The organism is Microbacterium sp. LS_15, assembly GCF_041954735.1.
GTDB lineage: Bacteria > Actinomycetota > Actinomycetes > Actinomycetales > Microbacteriaceae > Microbacterium.
On record NZ_JAVAYD010000012.1, the window covers coordinates 20,334 to 38,204 of the forward strand.

Sequence of the window (17,871 nt, forward strand, 5' to 3'; positions counted from 1 at the left end):
ATCCGACGGTATCCACCCGGAAGGGTGCTCGTCGAGAATGGACGACCCCTTGACACGGACTACCCTGAGCGCATGGACAACGGCTCCCTCCTGGTCGCCCTCTTCGCGTTCCCGTTCTGGGCGGGCATCGTCCTGGCGAGCCTGCTGTTCATCCTGCTCATCCCGATCGGCGTCAACGTCGTGATCCGCATCGTGATCGACGCGATCGTCGAGCACCGCGGAGGCCCGGGGCGTTGGGAACTCGCCTACCAGCGCAGATACGAGCGCGATCGACGGGCGCTCGACGGGACGGGGGCACCCAGGTGATCGCGCTTTTCTCCCTTCCGCTGTTCATCGCGTTCTGGCTGCTCGCGCTCATCCTGCTTCTCCTGACCGCGGCGATCGTGGTGTGGATCGCGGTGGCCGTGATCCTGGGGATCGTCGAGACGAGGAGACCGGATCGAGAGCGTCCCGAGGAGGAATCGTCTGTGGCGGATGATCCGTTCTCCGTCTTTCGCGAGACCTCCGTCACGGCTCCCGCAGCCGTCGGACGAGCGCCGCACGGCGACACGCGATGAGTCCAGCTACAGTGACCGAGACGACCCGCGGGGCCTGGGTCGTCGAGCGAGCGAAGCGAGACGAAACGCGGTTCCGCCCCTAGAGCTCCACCGCGCGGACCATCGCGCCGAACCGCGCCGTATCGACGTCGAGCAGCCGCGTGACGCCGTCGAGCGGCATCCCGTCCGGCGCGACGAGCGCCGCACCGGGCAGCCCCGCACGCAGCGCGGGTTCCCATCCCGGCCGCAGCAGGTCGTCCGCCGCACCGAGGCGGCCCAGCAGCACCCACGGCACCTCGCCGTCGAGCCCCGACCGCGTCGCCGCCGCCACGACGACACCCGCGATGTGCGCCCCGGCTTCCCGCCAGATGCCCGTCGCGACCTCGTCGCCCTCGCGCGCGACCTCGGCGACGTCCTTCGCGAACGACGCGACGACGGCGACCGGATGCTCGTCAGCGGCGAGCACGGCGGGGAACTCCGCCACCGCTCCGAACCGCGATTCCAGCCGTGCGAGCAGCGCGCGCGACGCCGGAGCACGCCCGTCCGCCGCACTGATCGCCGCGATGAGCCCTCGGCGACCGATCCACCATCCCGCGCCGTCATCGCCGATCATGCCGCCGACCCCGTCGACCCGTGCGGCACCTCGCGGTCCGCGACCGAGGCCGACCATGCCGGTGCCCGCCGCGACGACGACCCCGTGCGCATCCCCTCTCGCACCGAGGTAGGCGGTGACCGCGTCGTCCGCGACGATCGTGCGCCGCACACCGTGGTCGCGATGCAGCCGGTGCGCCATCCCGTCGATCGCCGGCACCCGCCCGTACAGCCCGCTGCTCCCCACCGTCACCGCATCGATCCTGTCCAGACCCCGCATGCCGGCCGCGTCGTCCACGATCTCCGGGATCACGGCGAGCAGGTCGCCGCCGTAGGCGAAGCCCCGCACCTTGTGCTCGCCCGCGCTCGCCCCCGCAACGCCGAGCACCCGGATGCGCGCCTGCGTCTGGCCGATGTCGATCGCGAGCCCCACCATGTCCGCGCCCTCCCCGTCGGTCATCACACCGCGGTGATCGCGTCGACGAACCACGACGTGATCGTGGCGGGGTGCGTGATGGCGGTGCCGACGACGACCGAGTAGGCACCGGCATCCAGCGCGGCTTTGGCTTCCGCCGGTGTCCTGATCCGCCCCTCCGCGAGCACGGGCACGGTGAGCCGCGAGGCCAGGATCTCGACGAGCTCGAGGTCTGGCCCGTCCGACACGGGACGTTCTCCCGTGTATCCCGACAGCGTCGTGCCGACGACGTCGGCGCCGGCGTCCTCTGCGGCGAGCGCATCGTCGACGCTGCCCGCGTCGGCCATGATCATCAGTCCGGTCTCGTCGCGGAACCGGCGGATCGTCTCGGCGAGCGTCAGCCCGTCCGGGCGCGGTCGCCGCGTGCCGTCGATCGCGACGATGTCCGCCCCGGCCTCCGCCACCGCGAGCGCGTGCTCGAGCGTCGGGGTGATGAAGACGCCCTCCGCTCCGACCTTCCACAGACCGATCTGCGGCACGGTGACGGCCTCGGCGATCGCGCGGATGTCGTCGAGCCCCTGCGCGCGGATCCCCACCGCGCCGCCGGTCACCGCCGACTGCGCGATGCGGGCCATGGACTCCGGGTGGCGCAGCGGCTCCCCCGGATATGCCTGACACGACACGACGAGACCGCCGCGCAGGGCGCGGAGCCGGGCGGGCAGGGCGATGTCGGTGTGCGCCGAGGTCATTTGTCGTCCCTCGTGACGGCGAGCTGGAAGGTGTAGCGGTCGCTGCGATAGATCGTGCGGGCGAACTCGATCAGCTGCCCGCGTCGCGACGAGCTCACCCGGGTCACGGCGAGCGCGGCCTCGGCTGCGGGTACCTCCAGCAGCTGGCTCTCCTGATCGGTCAGGGTGATCGCCTTGATCTCCTGCTCGGCGCGGAAGACGTCGTGCCCGGCCTCGCGCAGCTGCTCGTAGAGCGAGGCGCCGAGGTTCAGCGACTCGATCGCGAGCACCGACACGGGCACGTACACGTCCTCGATCGCGATCGGCACGTCGTCGGCGAGACGCAGTCGGCGGATGTGCGTCACCTCGTCGCCGGCGGCGAGGCCGAGTGCTGCGGCGACGGCATCCGGAGCATCCACCCGAGCGAGCTCGAGCACCCGCGACGAGGGAACAGAGCCGCGGCTGATCATGTCCTCCGTGAACGACGTGAGCTTCGGCGTCTTCGAGAAGATGTCGGCGGAGCCGACGTACGTCCCCGAGCCGTGCACGTTGTAGACCCGTCCCTCGTCGACGAGGGTCGCGATCGCCTTCCGCACCGTCATCCGGCTCACGCCGTGGATCGCCATGAGCTCGCGCTCCGAGGCGAGGGCGTCGTGCGGTGACATCGACTGCGCGATCGATTCGCGGATGCTGGCTGCGACCTCTTCGTACTTGTGCGGCATCGTCCGTCCCTCCTGAACTGCCCGGTTCATCCCTTGACCGCGCCCGACGACAGCCCACTCACAAGGTATCGCTGGGCGAACACCGCGAAGAGCAGCGGCGGCAGCGTCGACAGCACGGATGCCGCCGAGATGTCGCCCCAGCGGATGCCGGTGCTGGTGATGAAGTTCGCCGCCCCCAGCGTCACCGGCGTGGCGTTCGACGTCGAGAGCACCAGCGCGAACAGGTAGTCGTTCCAGCTGAAGATGAAGACCAGCACCGAGACGGCGACGACGGTCGGCGCGAGCAGCGGCATGACGACCGATCCGAGCGTGCGGTAGATGTTGGCGCCGTCGACGGCCGCGGCCTCCTCGATCTCCTGCGGGATGTCGCCGAGGGCGGAGGAGAGCAGGATGATCGCGAGCGGCAGGTTGAGGAACGCGTTCGCCGCGATGAGTCCCTGGATGGTGTCCTGCAGCCCCAGCGACGAGAACAGCAGGAAGAACGGCACGACGAAGAAGATCGCCGGCAGCAGACGGAGGCCGGAGGCACTGCTGATGATCCACCGACCGCCGAACCCGAGGCGCACGATCGCATAGGTCGCGGGGATGGCGATCACGAGCACGACCACGACCGTGCCGACCGCGATCAGGGCCGAGTTCACGAAGAAACGCGGGAAGTCGTAGCCCGAGGCGTAGAGCACGTTCGCGTAGTGGTCGAGCGTGGGCGACGCGGGCAGCGCGAGCGGGTTCTTCGCGATCTCGCCGTCGGGCTTGAAGCTCACCAGCGCCGCGTTCAGCAGCGGCACGTTGACGATCAGCGCGACGATCGCGGCGAGCGCGGTGAAGAGCCAGCGGCGGCCCGACTTCAGCGGGCGGGGGTCGGATGCCGCGGAGCGTGCGCGGCCCTTCGCGGGGCGGACGAGCGTCTCGGTGGTCATCGCTTCCCCTCCATTCCGGTCGAGGTGATGCGTCGCACGATGAACGGCACGAACGGCAGCAGGCAGACGAGCACGACGAGCGCGGCGGCGGCCGCCTTGCCGAAGTCGCCCGCCTCGAACGCCGTCTTGTAGATGTAGATGCTGAGCGTCGTGGTGGTGGTGCCCGGTCCGCCGGCGGTGAGCACGTAGATGACGTCGAAGGTGCGGATCGCGTCGATGGCGCGGAGGAAGAACGCGGCGAAGAGCACCGGCTTCAGCACCGGCACGACGATCGAGAAGAGGGAGCGGAAATAACCGGCCCCGTCCATCGCGGACGCTTCGAGGAGCTCCTTCGGCAGCGACTGCAGCCCCGCGTAGATGATGAGGAAGGTGAACGGCGTCCACTGCAGCACGTCGAGGACGACGAGGAGCGGCACGACCGAGTCCGGTGAGAACAGGGAGACGCTGAGCCCGACGCTCTCGAGCAGGGTGGGCAGCGCGCCGATGTCGCCGTTCAGCAGCAGCCGGAACATGACGCCCAGCAGGGCGGGCGCGATCATGATCGGCAGCAGCAGCAGCGTGAAGAAGAGCTTCTTGCCGGGGAAGGCGCGGTTCATCAGCAGCGCGAGTGCGAAGCCGAGGAGCATCTCGATCGCGACGACGAGCGCGGAGAACCCGACGGTGAACCCGGCCGCCTTGGCGAAACCGTCGCTGCGGAACAGCGAGATGAAGTTGTCGATGCCGTTCAGCTCGTTCGACTGATCGAGCAGCGTGCTGCTCTGGAACGCGGTGAGCGCTCCCGTGGCCAGGGGGTAGATGACGAAGACCGCTGCGAACAGGATCAGCGGCAGGCTGAGCACGGTCGCGGCGACGGTGCGCTTGCGGCGCTCCGCGCTGATCGTCCTCGCGCGTTCGGCGGTGTGACTCATGGCACGTCGACCTTCCTCGAGGTGTCGTGGTGTCCGGGGCGGGCGCTGTGCGCCCACCCCGGAGGCATCAGCGGTCGAGCAGCTCCTGCAGGTTGGCGTTGGCCGTCTCGAGCGCCTCGTCGACGTCGGCCTGGCCGACCCACGCCCCGCTGAGGTCCTCGGCGAGCTTGCTGTACGCCTGGAACGTCTGCGGGAACACGGGCTCGGAGAATCCGTACTCGGAGATGCTGTCGGAGACCTGCGCGAACGCGGGGTTCAGCGACGCCTGCGCCTCCAGCACCTCGGGCATCGCGGGGATGCCGCCGGCCTCGGCGTACTGCGTCATCGCGTCGGTCGTCGCGAGGAACGAGAGGAACTTCTTCGCGGCATCCTTGTTCTCGCTGTACTTGTTCAGCGAGACGGCGAGCGCGTGCACGTGCGTCTGCCCGCCGGGGACCGGCGCGATCGCGATCTTGCCCGCCACGTCCGGCGACTGCTCGGGGTCGTTGAGCTGCGCGAACGCCGCCGACCACTGGACCGCGAACGCGGTGTCGCCGGACTGCAGCGCGGCCTGCGTCTCGGGGAACTCGGCCTGGGCGCTGTCGGGCGACGTCCACTCGTTCTCGTAGATGTCGGCGTACAGCTGCACGGCCTTCTTCGCGGCGTCGCTCGTGAGGGCGGCCTTGCCGTCCTCCTCCCAGTTGCCGCCGTAGCCCCACAGCACGTCGTTCCAGATCATCGTGTTGTAGAGCAGGTTCTTCGCCTGGAGGATCGTGCCGTACTCCGTGGGCGACGCCGGGTTCGTGCTCTGCGAGAAGTAGGCGGCGGCGACCTTGAAGTCGTCGAGGTCCCACTCGGTCGGGTCCTTCGGGGAGCGCTTCTCACCGAGCACGGTCTCGCTGATCTTCTCGTACTCGGCCTGCGCGGCCGGGTCGGCGAGCAGGGCGTCGGTGAGGTCCTTGCGGTACAGCAGGAAGTGGTTGCTGACGTCGAGCGGCAACGCGTAGAGCTCGTCCTCGTAGGTGAGACCCTCGGCCGCGACCGGGAAGTACGCGGAGGTGTCGATGTCGGTGAGAGGGTCGAGCGACGGCGCGAACTGTCCGATGTTGTACGACGCCGTGAAGTAGATGTCGACGTCGGAGGACTTCGACGCCATGAGGGCCGTCTCCTTGGAGAAGGTGTCCTGTCGCGACAGCAGGGTCAGCTCGACCTCGATGCCGTCGTCCTTGCCCTGGCCGGCGTTGTAGGCGTCGACGACCTCGGCCATCGCATCGCCCTCCGGGCCGGGCCAGGCGACCAGCTTCACGGTGCCCTCTCCCGATCCGTCGGAGCCGCCGGAGCCGCTCGTGCCGGTGGAGCATCCTGCCAGCAGCGCCGCTGACAGGACCATGGCACCCAGGGTGAGTGTTCTCGTCCTTCGCATCTTTCCTCCAAGTGGTACGGTCCAGTTCACGAACGACTATGACACCATATCGGCCGACATCCCCGAAACGTAACCTGTTTGAAACAATTGGTACGGTCCAGTTTGCAAGGGCACCGCTCATATCTCACCTCTGTGACGCTCGGCACGAAAGTGATATGTTCGTGCCATGAGCACCGAGAACGAGCGCGCACTCGAAGAGGGCATCGTGACCGACCTGTCCGGGCGTATGACCTACGGGTCGTACCTGTCGCTCGACCAGCTGCTCACCGCGCAGCATCCGGTCAGCGTCCCCGAGCACCACGACGAGATGCTGTTCATCATCCAGCACCAGACCACCGAGCTCTGGCTCAAGCAGCTCCTGCACGAGCTGTCCTCCGCGCGCGAGCTGCTCGCCCGCGACGACCTGCGCGAGGCCCTCAAGCGCATCGCGCGCATCAAGCGGATCCAGGACGTCATCACGCAGCAGTGGTCGGTGCTCGCGACACTCACCCCGACCGAGTACGCGCAGTTCCGCGGCGCGCTCGGCAACTCGTCCGGCTTCCAGTCGGTGCAGTACCGCGCCGTCGAGTTCGCGCTCGGCAACAAGAACGAGAAGATGCTCGGCGTGTTCTCCGACCACCCCGCCCACCGCGCGCTGCTCGAAGCCGAATGGGAGAAGCCCACGCTGTACGACGAGTTCCTGCGCTTCGCCGCCCGCCGCGGACTGCCGGTGCCCGCCGAGATCCTCGACCGCGACGTGCGTCTGCCGTACCGCGAGACCCCCGAGCTCGTCCCGGCGATCCGCGCGATCTACCGGGACCCGGGCACCCACTGGGACCTCTACGAGGCATGCGAAGACCTCGTCGACCTCGAGGACAACTTCCAGTTCTGGCGCTTCCGCCACCTCAAGACCGTGGCCCGCACGATCGGCATGAAGGCGGGGACCGGCGGGTCCAGCGGCGTGGGCTTCCTGCAGCGCGCGCTCGACCTCACCTTCTTCCCCGAGCTCTACACCGTGCGCACCGAGATCGGCGGCTGATGAGGGCCGCCGCGTTCTTCGACGGCGAGGGGTGGCGCGAGGGCGTCGTCGCCCTCGACGGCGAGCGGATGCTGCTGCGCGGCGAGCCCGCGGCATCCGATCTCCCCCGCCTCGACGGCGTGATCGTCGGCGGGTTCACCGACCACCACGTGCACCTGCAGCTCGTCGAGCACGAGCGGCTCGCCGGCTCGCGGCTCGGGCGGGTCGTCGACCTCGGGGCGAACCCCGGGGTCGTCGCGTCGTACGCGCGCGCAGCGCATGTCGGCCCGCTCCGCTCGCGGGGCGACCGGGATGGCGACGGACCCCGGTCGTCGAGCGAGGAGCGCAGCGACGAGACGGAACGCGCCACCCGCATCGAGTACGCGGGCGCGTTCCTGACGCCGGTCGGCGGCTACCCGTCCGACCGCTCCTGGGCGCCGCCCGGTTCGTTCCGCGAGATCGCCGACGCCGAGCAGGCCTCCGCAGTCGTGGCCGAGATGGCGGATACCGGGGCGACCCGCGTCAAGGTCGCGAGCAACAGCACGGCCGGTCCGGTCTTCTCCGACGAGTCGTTCCGCACCATCGTCGATGCGGCGAGCGCACGCGGCCTGCCGGTCGTCGCGCACGCCGAAGGTGTCGGCGAGGCGCAGCGGGTCGCCCGCCTGGGCGTCGACGCCCTCGCGCACGCGCCCTTCTCGGAACGTCTCACCGACGACGAGATCGCCGAGCAGGCGGCATCCGTGTCGTGGATCTCGACGCTCGCGATCCACGGCGACCTGCGGGCGATCCCCGTCGACAACGTGCGCCGATTCCACGCCGCAGGCGGCACCGTGCTGTACGGCACCGACATGGGCAACGGCCCGGCCCCGGTCGATGTGAACGCCCTCGAGGTCGCGGCGCTGCGCGAGGCGGGGCTCGACGGCATCCCGCTCCTGCGCACCCTCGCCCCCGTGGATCCCCGCGACCCGGCCTCCGTGCTGCTGGTCCTGCCGCATCCGGACGCCGACCCGACCCTCGCCCGCCCTCTGACCACCGCCGATCTGGAGGCCTGACATGACCCAGCCCGACGCCCCCGACACCGCAGCCGACGCCGTCGACACCTCCGCCGACGAGACGCTGCGCGAGCTCGCCGCCACCCTCGACGCCTCCGACCCGCTCGGCGCGCACCTGGACGCGTTCGCCGATGCGCCGGGGGTGCACGCGTACCTCGACGGCAACTCGCTCGGCCGCCCGCTGCGCGACGTGCCGGAACGCCTCGCGGCATTCGCGCGCGACGACTGGGGCACGCGGCTGATCCGCTCGTGGGACGAGCAGTGGATGGCACTCCCGCTGGAGCTCGGCGACCGCATCGGCGCGATCGCCCTCGGCGCCGAGCCCGGTCAGACGGTCGTCGCCGACTCGACGAGCGTGCTCATCTACAAGCTGCTGCGGGCGGCCGTCGCGCACGACCCGGTCCGCACCGAGATCGTGATGGAGCGGGGCAACTTCCCCACCGACCGCTTCCTCGTCGAGGGCGTGGCGGCCGAGACCGGAACGACGATCCGCTGGATCGACCCCGATCCCGTTCACGGCGTGCAGGTCGCCGACGTCGTCGCGGCGATCTCCGACCGCACGGCCGTCGTGTCGCTCAGCCACGTCGACTACCGCTCCGGCGCGCTGGCCGACATGCCGGCGATCACCGCGGCCGCGCACGAGGCCGGCGCGCTGATGATGTGGGACCTGTGCCACTCGGTGGGCGTCGTGCCCATGCAGCTCGACGCGTGGGGCGTCGATCTCGCGGTCGGCTGCACCTACAAGTACCTCAACGGCGGGCCCGGCTCCCCGGCTTTCGCCTACCTGCGCCATTCGCTGCAGGACGTGCTGCGGCAGCCGATCCAGGGGTGGTGGAGCGCGGCCGACATCTTCGCGATGGGACCCGAATACGTGCCGGCCTCCGACATCCGCCAGCTGCTGAGCGGCACCCCGCCGGTGACGTCGATGCTCGCGATGCAGGGGATGCTGGACCTCATCGAGCACGCGACGATCGACGCCGTGCGCGAGAAATCGCAGGCTCTCACCGACCTCGCGGTGCGCGCCTACGACGCGGTGCTCGCGCCGCTCGGCGTGCGGCTGCTCAGCCCGCGCGACGCAGCGGCGCGCGGCGGACACGTCACGATCGGCCACCCCGACTTCCGCGCCGTGACGGAGCGGCTCTGGGCCGACGGGATCATCCCCGACTTCCGGTTCCCCGACGGCATCCGTCTCGGACTGTCGCCGCTCAGCACGTCGTACGCCGAGACGGTCCGCGGCGTGCTCGCTGTTCGCGACGCCCTGGACGCGCGTGACTGACACGGGTGCCGCGGCGGTGCTCGACGACATCGACGCCCGCCCCGGCAGCACCGCGTCGCTGCTGCGCACGCTGATCGGCCTGTACCTGCGCCCGCTGGGCGGGTGGATCTCGACGGCCGATCTCGTCGCGCTGGCGGTCGACCTCGGCATCCCCGCCGCGCAGGCGCGCACCGGGATCACGCGCCTCAAGCAGAAGGGCCTCCTGCTCGCCGAGCGTCGCGACGCGCCGGGCTACCGCCTCGACCCGAGTGCCGTCGCGATGCTCGAACGCGGAGACCGCCGCATCTTCGAGATGCGCGAGATGACGGACGCCGATGCGTGGTGCCTCGTGTCGTTCTCGATCCCGGAGAGCGCGAGGAGCGTGCGGCATCAGCTGCGTCGCCGTCTGCAGTGGATCGGCGCCGGCGCGGTCTCCGCCGCGCTGCTGATCTGTCCGGGCCACCTGGAGGGCGAGGTCGAGGAGACCGTCGCCGGGCTCGGTGCACGGGACTGGGTCACGCTCTTCCGCGGCGCGCACCCGGTCGTCGAGGGGTCGGTGGCCGACGCCGCCGCCCGCTGGTGGGACCTCGCCGCGCTCCGCGCCGAGCACCTCGCCTTCCAGCGATCGCTCGAGACGCTGCCCTCCGCGCCGTTCGCGGCGTACGTGCACCTGCTCGACCGATGGCGGGTGCTCCCCTACGTCGATCCGGGCCTGCCGCCGGCGATGCTCCCCGCTGACTGGCCGGGTCGACGCAGCGTCGACGAGTTCGCGCGGCTCTCCGCGGAACTCGCCGACGCCGCCCACGCGCACGTGCGCGCCGTCGTCGCAGCATCCTGACCCGGCCGGAGGCGCACCGGGCGCGCGCCTCCGGCCTCGCTCAGCCGGCGACCGCGCTGACGAACGCCTGCACGTGCTCCTGGAGCTTCAGAATCCGCATCTCGCGCGCGAGCTCGCGGTCGTACCCCTGGTACGCGAGCGGTGGCAGCACGCGCACGTTCTTCGAGCAGCCGAACTCGGCGCACGTCAGGTTCCCGATCGTGTCGCCCTTGCGTCCGGCCGGCCCGGCCTTGCGGGCGGTGTAGAGCTGCACGTCGTTGCGGAGCGTCACGTCCTCGCACCACGAGCACTGGGCTCGCGCGAGCACGCGCTGCTCGGCGCGCTGCAGGACGACGCCGATGACGACGTCGTCGATCCACACCACGACGTACGAGCGGCGCGGCAGCTTGGGGTCGGTCCACCCGAGGTAGTCGAGCTTGTCGAAGTCGATCTCGTCGAAGCCGGGCGGCAGCGAGATGTCGGAGACCTCTTTGCGGGTGGCGTTGATGAAGGAGGCGCGCAGGGCGCGCTCGTCGATGGGACGCATGAGAGTGTGTGCTTTCAGAACAGGCCGCCGACGGCGGCTGGGGGTCGGAAGAGAGGACCGGCGGGATGCCGGGTACGACGCGACACCGGTGACGGGATGTTCCGCCTCCGGCCGATCGTCAGCCTCTGCCCGCGGCGCGAGATGCGCCTGCGGCTCCGCTCCGCGCCCGCACCGGCATCCCGGGAGCGCTCATCGACAACAGCACCCGGCGAGTATACGCCTGTTTGTTTCGCCTCGTGTCGGTGCGGGTTCGCTCCGGCCGATGCCGCGCCTACGCTGGCCGGAACACCCACCCGACCGCATCCCGAAGGAGCCAGCCGTGTCCACGCCGCAGAACCGCCTCTCACCCTCGACGGTGCGTGAGCGTTCGGCGTGCATGTGCCACCGCGGCGACGCCTGCTCCTCGCATGCACCCGGTCACGCGCTGCACCTCATCCAGGCCAGGCTCGCATCGGCGACGCCCTCGGAGTGGGTCGACGCGATCGTCGAGCACGCGGACGCGCGCACCGGCGACGTCGTGGTGCGCACGCTCGACGGCGTCGCGCACGCGCTCTGGAACGCGGCGGGTGCCGCGCTCGAGGCTCCGGCCGGCACGCCCGTCGCCCTGCACGAGCGCTACGGGGTGCTCGCCGTCGGGCGCATCCAGTTCAACGTCGCGCGCGACTGAGGCGCTTTCGTCTCGTCGCTGCGAGATCCGCGTCAGGCCGGGACCATCATGTCGCGCACGGCCATGCAGGCGTCCATGCACGCCTGGCAGGCCTGGGCGCACATGCGGCAGACGTCGCTGTGCGCCGCGTGTTCCATGCACTCGTCCATGCAGGTCTGACACATGGCGATGCACGCGTCGAGCATGGCCATCATCGACGCGGGGGTCATGCCCTGCATCCGCATCAGGGCGCGCATCATCGTGTTGCACATGTCGGCGCAGTTCATGCAGGCCGGTGCGCAGTCCATGAGCTGCGTCGAGCACACCGTGCACGCCTGCTCACACGCCGAGCACGCGTCCATACAGGCCTGCAGCACCGACATGTCCATCGCCGCCAGGTCCATGGTCGTCGCCTCGGAGGCCGAGGTCATGTTCGTCCGCCAGGCGTCCATCATCATCGAGTCCATCGCGCACCGCTTCCGTCGTCGGCCTCAGCCGGGTGTGAGAGCGGGCAGGACCACCCGCCTGTGGCCCACAGTAGCCCCGGATCCCGTGCGCGTCGACCGCCGGATCGTGCTGTCATGCGCGGGGTCCGTTGTCAATCCCGTGGTCGGTTGGCAGGCGTCGTGCGAGGGTGGCAGTCCCGTTGATCGGACGATGAAAGGACGCATCATGAGTGCAGACAACGACATCAAGAACAACGCCGAGAAGCTGGGCGGGAAGATCAAGGAGGGCGTCGGCAAGCTGACCGACAACGAGCGCCTCGAGGCCGAGGGCCAGGCCGACCAGACGAAGGCCTCGGCCAAGCAGGCCGGGGAGAACGTCAAGGATGCCGCGCAGAAGGCGGGCGAGAGCATCCGCGACGGCTTCAAGGAATAAGCCCTCACACAGCAGTGAGGCCCGCCGAAGCGGGCCTCACTGGGTGACGGGTCAGCGCGTGCGGTTACCCGAGATGGATCGGATCAACCAGGCGATCACGGCGATGGCCAGCAGGACCAGACCCACCCACAGGAGGAACTGGAGCGACTGCACCAGTCCGCCCGTGATGGCCAGGATGACGGCGATCACGATGACGATGATCAGAAGGATATTCATCGGTCTTCCCTTCTCCGGGGCGCAGGGCACGCCCGTCTCGATGGCTTCACGGTAGACCCGGACGAACGCCCCGCACGAGGGGCTTGACGCAGAGCAGTGCCACGTGAGTGAGGAGAACGACATGCCAGGACGCAGGAACAGCTCCCTGAAGGATCCGGAGCTCTACGAAGAGCTCCGCGACGAGGGAGCGTCGAAGGAGAAGGCCGCGCGCATCTCGAACGCCGCGGCCAAGGAGGGCCGCAGCGCCGTCGGCCGCCGCGGCGGCGAGCACGGCGACTACGAGGACTGGACGGTCCCCGAGCTGCGGAAGCGCGCGAAGGAACTCGGCCTCACCGGGTACAGCGGCAAGCGGAAGGCCGAGTTGATCTCGGCGTTGCGCAACCACTAGGGCACGGTCGTGGCCAGGTTCGGCATCGAGGAGGAGTTCTTCCTCCTCGACGAAGACACTCTCGTTCCCCTGACCATGAACCAGGGACTCCGCGACCGCTTGGTCGGTCAGCGCGCAGGCGGCGCGGTGACCCCGGAGTTCCTCACCTCCCAGCTCGAGACCGCCTCGTCTCCGCTCGAGACGACAGCGGATGCCGTCGCTCAGCTGCACGGCATGCGCACCGCGATGGCCGCGGGGGCGGCGCCCGACGGCGCGATCGTCGCCGCCACGGGCACTCCGTTCGTGTGGTCCGACGAGACGGTCGTCTCCCCCTCGGCGCACTACGACGAGGTCGCGGGCATCCTCGGCGGGCTGACCCGCACGCACGAGGTCAACGGCCTGCACGTGCACGTCGAGGTGCACGACGACGAGGAGCGCGTGCGGGCACTCAACCGCATCCGCGCCTGGATGCCGGCGCTGCTCGCGATCACCGGCAACTCGCCGTTCGCAGACGGCCGCCCCTCCGGCTTCGCGAGCTGGCGGTCGATCCTCACCCGGCGCCTGCCCACGGGGTGGACGCCGCCGCACGCGCACGACTACACCGACTACCGGGCGCGCGTCGACGGGCTGCTCGCGCTGCGCGGCATCACCGAGGCCTCGTCGATCGGCTGGACAGCCCGACTGTCGGAGCGGTATCCGACCGTGGAGGTGCGCGTGTGCGACACGCAGCTCGACGTCGACGACGCGATGCTGGCGGTGGCACTGAGCCGCGCTCTCGTCGCGAGCGACGACCTCGACGACGGCCCCGAGATCGGACTCGACGCGATCGACGCGTCCCTGTGGACCGCCTCCCGCTTCGGTCAGGAGGCGAGGATCGTCGACCCGACGACGGGCGACGCGGCTCCGGCGCGGGATGTGATCGACCGGATGCTCTCGCGCATCGCGCCGGCGCTCGCGGCACAGGGCGACGACGCCTTCGCGACCGCACAGCTCGCTCACGTCCGGGAGCAGGGCACCGGTGCGCAGCGTCAGCTCCGCGCCCTCGAGAAGCGGGGTCTCACCGGGCTCCGCGATCTGTACCGCGCGACGACCGCCCGCGGGGGTGCCGAGCCGCAGTAGTGTCGGCCTGTGGCATCCTCCCGCTTCGCTCCCCTGCAGCGACTGGTGATCTCGGTCGCGGTGCTGGCCTCGTTCGTGACGTTCCTCGACGGCACCGTGGTCACCGTCGCGCTGCCCGCCATCAGCCGGGAGCTCGGCGGCGGCATCACCACGCAGCAGTGGGTCGTCGACGCGTACCTCATCACGCTCAGCGCGCTGATCCTGCTCGCGGGGTCACTGTCGGACGCCTACGGCCGGGTGCTCGTGATGCGCGTGGGCCTGATCGCCTTCGGCGTGGCCTCGATCGCGGTCGCGGCGGCACCGGATCCCCTCGTCCTCATCATCGCGCGCGCCGCCCAGGGGGCGGCGGGCGCCCTGCTGGTTCCGAGCTCGCTGGCGCTCATCACCGCGACCATGCGGTCCGACGTGCAGGCGAGGGCCATCGGCGTGTGGACGGCGTTCACGACCGGCGCGCAGCTGGTCGGCCCCCTGCTCGGCGGGTTGTTCGTCGACTTCCTCTCCTGGCGGTTCGTCTTCCTCATCAACGTCCTGCCGATCGGCGTGACCCTGCTGCTGCTCGCCCGACTGAGGCTGAACGAGAGACCGAGCGGCGTGCGGGTCGACTGGGTCAGCGGCATCCTCTGCGCGGTCGGCCTCGGCGCCGTCGTCTTCGCGCTCATCGAGCAGCCCAACCTCGGCTGGGGCTCCCCCGCGATCTGGCTGCCCGGCGTGGTCGGCGCCGCGCTGTTCGCCCTGTTCCTCGTGCGTCAGCAGCGGTCGGCGGCACCGCTCATGCCACTGTCGCTGTTCCGCGTGCGGGACTTCGCGTGGGGCAACCTCGCGACGCTCTTCGTCTACGCCGCCCTGTCGCTCAACGGCTTCGTGATCGGCGTGTACCTGCAGCAGGGCGCCGGCCTCTCGGCGACCGCCGCCGGTCTCGCGAGCCTGCCGATGACGATCCTCATGATCCTGCTGAGCTCGCGAGCCGGATCGTGGGCCGGCCGGTTCGGACCCCGCATCTTCATGACGGTCGGCCCGCTCGTGATGGCCGCCGGAGCGGTCATGCTGCTGCTCGTCGCCGAGGACTTCGACTACTGGTGGCAGGTGCTCCCGGCCATGATCGTGATGGGGCTCGGGCTGTCGCTGACTGTCGCGCCGCTGACCTCGGCGATCCTCGGGGCGATCGACGAATCACGCTCGGGCATCGCCTCGGCCGTGAACAACGCCGTCTCGCGGGTCGCCGGGCTCCTGGTGGTCGCGATGCTCTCGACCATCATCGGCGGCACCCTCGACCTGGGCGGCTTCCACAACGCCACCTGGGTGACCGCGGCACTGCTCGCGCTCGGCGGGGTGGTGTCGTGGGTCGGCATCCGCCGCAACCCCGCCGAGGGCGAGCCGGCTCCGGCCGCGGATGCCGCGGATCGTTGACGCTGTCGGCGGTCGGGCGCAGACTGGGGGCACGATCCCGCCGATCATCGGAGGCCAGCCGTGAGCACACCCCAGAACGCCCTCCCGCCCGTGGTCGACGCCCACACCTGGCGCCGCGAGCTCGCCGATCTCCGGGTGCGTGAGAAGGCCGCGACGCGTGAGCTCGACGCGATCGCCGCGCAGCGGCGTCGACTCCCCATGGTCGAGCTGCCCGAGTACACGCTGGTGGGCGCCGAGGGCCCGGTGCGTCTGGCCGAGGTGTTCGACGGACATCCGCAGCTCATCGTCTACAACCACATGTGGTCGGACGGGAACGAGTGGCAGTGCCCCGGGTGCACCGGGTTCACCTCGCAGTTCACCCGCCTCGACGTGATCGAGCGCTACTACGACGCGCGCTTCGTGATCGTGACGAACGGTCCGATCGACGAAGCCCTCGCCTACCGAGACCGGGTCGGCAACCGCATGGCCTGGTACTCCAGTGCGGACAGCTCCTTCGGGGGCGACATGGATGCGGGGCCCGACGAGGGCTTCGGCGTGAACGTGTTCCTGCGCGACGGCGACACGGTCTACCGCACGTGGCACACGAACGGACGGGGCACGGAGCGGCTCAGCCACCTGCAGGGTCTCGTCGACCTGCTCCCGTACGGACGCCAGGAGGAGTGGGAGGACTCCCCCGAGGGCTGGCCGCAGCACCCGACGTACGCAGAGGGAATGGGGTCCAAGGAGATCGCCGGACTGTACGGTGTGAGACGTGACTGACGCCACCACGGCCGCCCGGCGCGCCTCCCCCTGGCAGCGCTTCTGGGAGCGCGGCGGGTGGTGGCGTGCGATCTTCGTCGCCGCGATCTACCTCGCCCTCTACATCGGCGCGTCTCAGCTGATCGGCATCGTATTCCGTGGCCGGTACGACGTGAGGAACCCGTTCGACGACCCCGCGAGCGTCACGATCACGCTGCTGCTCCCCGTCGTCATCGGCTCCGCCCTCCTGCTCGCCTTCGCCGCATCGGTGAGATGGCTCCCCGAGCTGTTCGGCCGCCAGCCGGGCCGCGGTCGCGGCTGGATGTGGATCGCCCCCGTGATCGTCGTGGTCGCCGCGCTGCTGCGGGTCGGCGCGACCGACTGGAGCGCCTACGCGGTGAGCGTGATCCTCCTCACCTTCCTCACCGGGCTCTTCGAACCTCATCAGCGGGCAGCCGGTCGGCACCGTGCTGTTCACGATGGGCTTCACGTTCTTCTTCGGGGTCGCGATGTACCTGACGCTCCGCGTGACCGGCAGCCTCGTCTGGCCGATCCTGCTGCACGCGGTCACGGACCCGACGACGTTCCTCGCGACGGGCGGCGTCGACAGCGGCTCCGGCACCGGCAGTCCGCTGCTCGCGTTCGCGGGCCTGTCGGTGTACCTGTACGTGATCATCGCGATCATCGCGGTGTTCCTCGTCACGGGGCGCCTCGACCGCACGGCCGACGACTCTGCGCTGCCGCGGTGAGGCGCGCGGCATCCGCTCTCCTCGCCGCAGCCGTGGTCGGCGTGGCGCTGGTCGGCTGCGCCGGCGAGCAGGTGGCGGGGGGAGGGCCGACCGCGTCGGGGGCCGGATCCGCTGACGTCGCGCTGCTCCCGACGGGCGCGGTGCCCGACTACCAGCTCGGCGGCGCCTACGAACCGGCCGACGGGGTGGGCATCGTGGGGCGCGACCGGTCGGCCGAGCCCGCCGACGGCGTCTACTCGATCTGCTACGTGAACGGCTTCCAGACCCAGCCGGGCGAGCTCGACGACTGGGCGGACGACCTGCTCCTCCAGGATGACGGCGAGCCCGTCTTCGACCCCGACTGGCCGGACGAGGCGCTCCTCGACACGTCGACGGCGGAGCGCCGCGACCGGATCGCCGCCATGGTCGGACCGTGGATCGACGGCTGCGCGGAGTCGGGCTTCGACGCCGTCGAGTTCGACAACCTCGACTCGTACACGCGCTCGGACGACGCACTCACCCTCGACGACAACCTCGCGCTCGCGACGCTGCTCGTCGAGCGGGCGCACGCATCGGGTCTCGCGGCAGGGCAGAAGAACGCCGCCGAGGATGCCGCTGCGCTGCGCGACCGCGCCGGTTTCGACTTCGCGGTGGTCGAGGAGTGCGCGGCGTACGAGGAGTGCGGCGCCTACACGGCGGTGTACGACGACCAGGTGATCGACATCGAGTACACCGACGAGCTGCCCCGCCCGTTCGCCGAGATGTGCGCCGACCCCGACTCGCCCGTGTCGATGGTGCTGCGCGACCGCGACCTGCAGCCGGCCGACGCCGACGGGCACGTGTTCGAGACCTGTCGCTGACGCCGACCACGCCCCGACCCGTGG

23 protein-coding genes are annotated in these 17,871 nt (G+C 70.4%); 14 read left to right on the forward strand and 9 right to left on the reverse strand.

All coding sequences use genetic code 11. From position 1 onward, the window contains the following. Positions 1–72: 72 nt before the first annotated feature. Both RAC69_RS13670 and RAC69_RS13675 read left to right on the forward strand, forming a co-directional pair. Positions 73–306, forward strand: a complete 234-nt coding sequence (locus RAC69_RS13670) for a hypothetical protein (protein WP_375087288.1) — start codon at positions 73–75, stop codon at positions 304–306. Next, positions 303–557: a hypothetical protein gene (locus RAC69_RS13675; protein WP_375087289.1), complete on the forward strand. Its 255-nt coding sequence runs from the start codon at positions 303–305 to the stop codon at positions 555–557. The genes RAC69_RS13670 and RAC69_RS13675 overlap by 4 nt, the downstream gene beginning before the upstream one ends. Positions 558–636: 79 nt before the next feature. On the opposite strand, the gene RAC69_RS13680 is transcribed toward RAC69_RS13675, so the two are convergent. The 6 genes from RAC69_RS13680 to RAC69_RS13705 form a co-directional block, all read right to left on the reverse strand. Next, the gene (locus RAC69_RS13680; RefSeq protein WP_375087290.1) at positions 637–1,587 is read right to left on the reverse strand and encodes an N-acetylglucosamine kinase; all 951 of its coding nucleotides are present in this window, start codon (positions 1,585–1,587) and stop codon (positions 637–639) included. Next, positions 1,587–2,291: an N-acetylmannosamine-6-phosphate 2-epimerase gene (locus RAC69_RS13685; protein ID WP_375087291.1), complete on the reverse strand. Its 705-nt coding sequence runs from the start codon at positions 2,289–2,291 to the stop codon at positions 1,587–1,589. The genes RAC69_RS13680 and RAC69_RS13685 overlap by 1 nt, the downstream gene beginning before the upstream one ends. Beyond that, the gene (locus tag RAC69_RS13690; RefSeq protein WP_375087292.1) at positions 2,288–2,992 is read right to left on the reverse strand and encodes a GntR family transcriptional regulator; all 705 of its coding nucleotides are present in this window, start codon (positions 2,990–2,992) and stop codon (positions 2,288–2,290) included. Before RAC69_RS13690 ends, RAC69_RS13685 begins: the two co-directional genes overlap by 4 nt. A 26-nt stretch (positions 2,993–3,018) precedes the next feature. After that, positions 3,019–3,909, reverse strand: a complete 891-nt coding sequence (locus tag RAC69_RS13695) for a carbohydrate ABC transporter permease (RefSeq protein WP_341933528.1) — start codon at positions 3,907–3,909, stop codon at positions 3,019–3,021. Further along, positions 3,906–4,817 carry a carbohydrate ABC transporter permease gene (locus tag RAC69_RS13700; RefSeq protein WP_375087293.1) on the reverse strand — a complete coding sequence of 304 codons (912 nt, stop codon included), beginning with the start codon at positions 4,815–4,817 and terminating at the stop codon, positions 3,906–3,908. The genes RAC69_RS13695 and RAC69_RS13700 overlap by 4 nt, the downstream gene beginning before the upstream one ends. 67 nt (positions 4,818–4,884) lie before the next feature. After that, positions 4,885–6,186 (reverse strand): extracellular solute-binding protein, encoded by a 1,302-nt coding sequence (locus tag RAC69_RS13705; RefSeq protein ID WP_375087294.1) that lies wholly within the window; start codon positions 6,184–6,186, stop codon positions 4,885–4,887. A 199-nt stretch (positions 6,187–6,385) separates the two neighbouring features. Between RAC69_RS13705 and RAC69_RS13710 the strand changes: the two genes are divergently transcribed. From RAC69_RS13710 to RAC69_RS13725, 4 genes are read left to right on the forward strand one after another with little or no spacing between them, the layout of a single operon-like run. Continuing rightward, positions 6,386–7,237, forward strand: coding sequence for a tryptophan 2,3-dioxygenase (locus RAC69_RS13710; protein ID WP_375087295.1), 852 nt, complete (start codon positions 6,386–6,388; stop codon positions 7,235–7,237). After that, positions 7,237–8,268, forward strand: coding sequence for a hydrolase (locus tag RAC69_RS13715; RefSeq protein ID WP_375087296.1), 1,032 nt, complete (start codon positions 7,237–7,239; stop codon positions 8,266–8,268). The genes RAC69_RS13710 and RAC69_RS13715 overlap by 1 nt, the downstream gene beginning before the upstream one ends. A gap of 1 nt (position 8,269) precedes the next feature. Beyond that, positions 8,270–9,544: a kynureninase gene (locus RAC69_RS13720; protein WP_375087297.1), complete on the forward strand. Its 1,275-nt coding sequence runs from the start codon at positions 8,270–8,272 to the stop codon at positions 9,542–9,544. Continuing rightward, positions 9,537–10,361 (forward strand): PaaX family transcriptional regulator C-terminal domain-containing protein, encoded by an 825-nt coding sequence (locus RAC69_RS13725; RefSeq protein WP_375087298.1) that lies wholly within the window; start codon positions 9,537–9,539, stop codon positions 10,359–10,361. Before RAC69_RS13720 ends, RAC69_RS13725 begins: the two co-directional genes overlap by 8 nt. A gap of 40 nt (positions 10,362–10,401) precedes the next feature. Here RAC69_RS13725 and RAC69_RS13730 read toward each other — a convergent pair whose 3' ends face one another. Further along, positions 10,402–10,887: an FBP domain-containing protein gene (locus RAC69_RS13730; protein ID WP_375087299.1), complete on the reverse strand. Its 486-nt coding sequence runs from the start codon at positions 10,885–10,887 to the stop codon at positions 10,402–10,404. 319 nt (positions 10,888–11,206) lie between these two features. Between RAC69_RS13730 and RAC69_RS13735 the strand changes: the two genes are divergently transcribed. Continuing rightward, on the forward strand, positions 11,207–11,554 hold the full coding sequence (locus tag RAC69_RS13735; RefSeq protein WP_375087300.1) for a hypothetical protein: 348 nt from the start codon (positions 11,207–11,209) through the stop codon (positions 11,552–11,554). A gap of 32 nt (positions 11,555–11,586) precedes the next feature. Here the strand turns inward: RAC69_RS13735 and RAC69_RS13740 are convergent, their stop codons facing one another. After that, the gene (locus RAC69_RS13740) at positions 11,587–12,000 is read right to left on the reverse strand and encodes a hypothetical protein (RefSeq protein ID WP_375087301.1); all 414 of its coding nucleotides are present in this window, start codon (positions 11,998–12,000) and stop codon (positions 11,587–11,589) included. 205 nt (positions 12,001–12,205) lie between these two features. On the opposite strand from RAC69_RS13740, the gene RAC69_RS13745 reads away from it, so the two are divergent. Further along, entirely contained in the window at positions 12,206–12,412 is a 207-nt protein-coding gene (locus RAC69_RS13745) for a CsbD family protein (RefSeq protein ID WP_375087302.1), read from the forward strand. 51 nt (positions 12,413–12,463) lie between these two features. Here the strand turns inward: RAC69_RS13745 and RAC69_RS13750 are convergent, their stop codons facing one another. After that, positions 12,464–12,628 (reverse strand): hypothetical protein, encoded by a 165-nt coding sequence (locus tag RAC69_RS13750; protein WP_179297663.1) that lies wholly within the window; start codon positions 12,626–12,628, stop codon positions 12,464–12,466. A gap of 121 nt (positions 12,629–12,749) precedes the next feature. On the opposite strand from RAC69_RS13750, the gene RAC69_RS13755 reads away from it, so the two are divergent. The 6 genes from RAC69_RS13755 to RAC69_RS13780 all read left to right on the forward strand — a co-directional run bounded on the left by RAC69_RS13755 (position 12,750) and on the right by RAC69_RS13780 (position 17,847). Next, positions 12,750–13,016 carry a Rho termination factor N-terminal domain-containing protein gene (locus tag RAC69_RS13755; protein WP_341933517.1) on the forward strand — a complete coding sequence of 89 codons (267 nt, stop codon included), beginning with the start codon at positions 12,750–12,752 and terminating at the stop codon, positions 13,014–13,016. 9 nt (positions 13,017–13,025) lie between these two features. After that, positions 13,026–14,114: a YbdK family carboxylate-amine ligase gene (locus tag RAC69_RS13760; RefSeq protein ID WP_375087303.1), complete on the forward strand. Its 1,089-nt coding sequence runs from the start codon at positions 13,026–13,028 to the stop codon at positions 14,112–14,114. Between the two features lie 9 nt (positions 14,115–14,123). After that, positions 14,124–15,521: an MFS transporter gene (locus RAC69_RS13765; RefSeq protein ID WP_375087304.1), complete on the forward strand. Its 1,398-nt coding sequence runs from the start codon at positions 14,124–14,126 to the stop codon at positions 15,519–15,521. A 60-nt stretch (positions 15,522–15,581) separates the two neighbouring features. Beyond that, positions 15,582–16,280 carry a DUF899 family protein gene (locus RAC69_RS13770; protein WP_375087305.1) on the forward strand — a complete coding sequence of 233 codons (699 nt, stop codon included), beginning with the start codon at positions 15,582–15,584 and terminating at the stop codon, positions 16,278–16,280. A 446-nt stretch (positions 16,281–16,726) separates the two neighbouring features. Continuing rightward, positions 16,727–17,008: a hypothetical protein gene (locus RAC69_RS13775; protein WP_375087306.1), complete on the forward strand. Its 282-nt coding sequence runs from the start codon at positions 16,727–16,729 to the stop codon at positions 17,006–17,008. After that, a complete protein-coding gene (locus RAC69_RS13780; protein WP_375087307.1) occupies positions 17,005–17,847 on the forward strand; it encodes an endo alpha-1,4 polygalactosaminidase in 843 nt (280 codons plus the stop codon). The genes RAC69_RS13775 and RAC69_RS13780 overlap by 4 nt, the downstream gene beginning before the upstream one ends. Positions 17,848–17,871 lie beyond the last annotated feature (24 nt).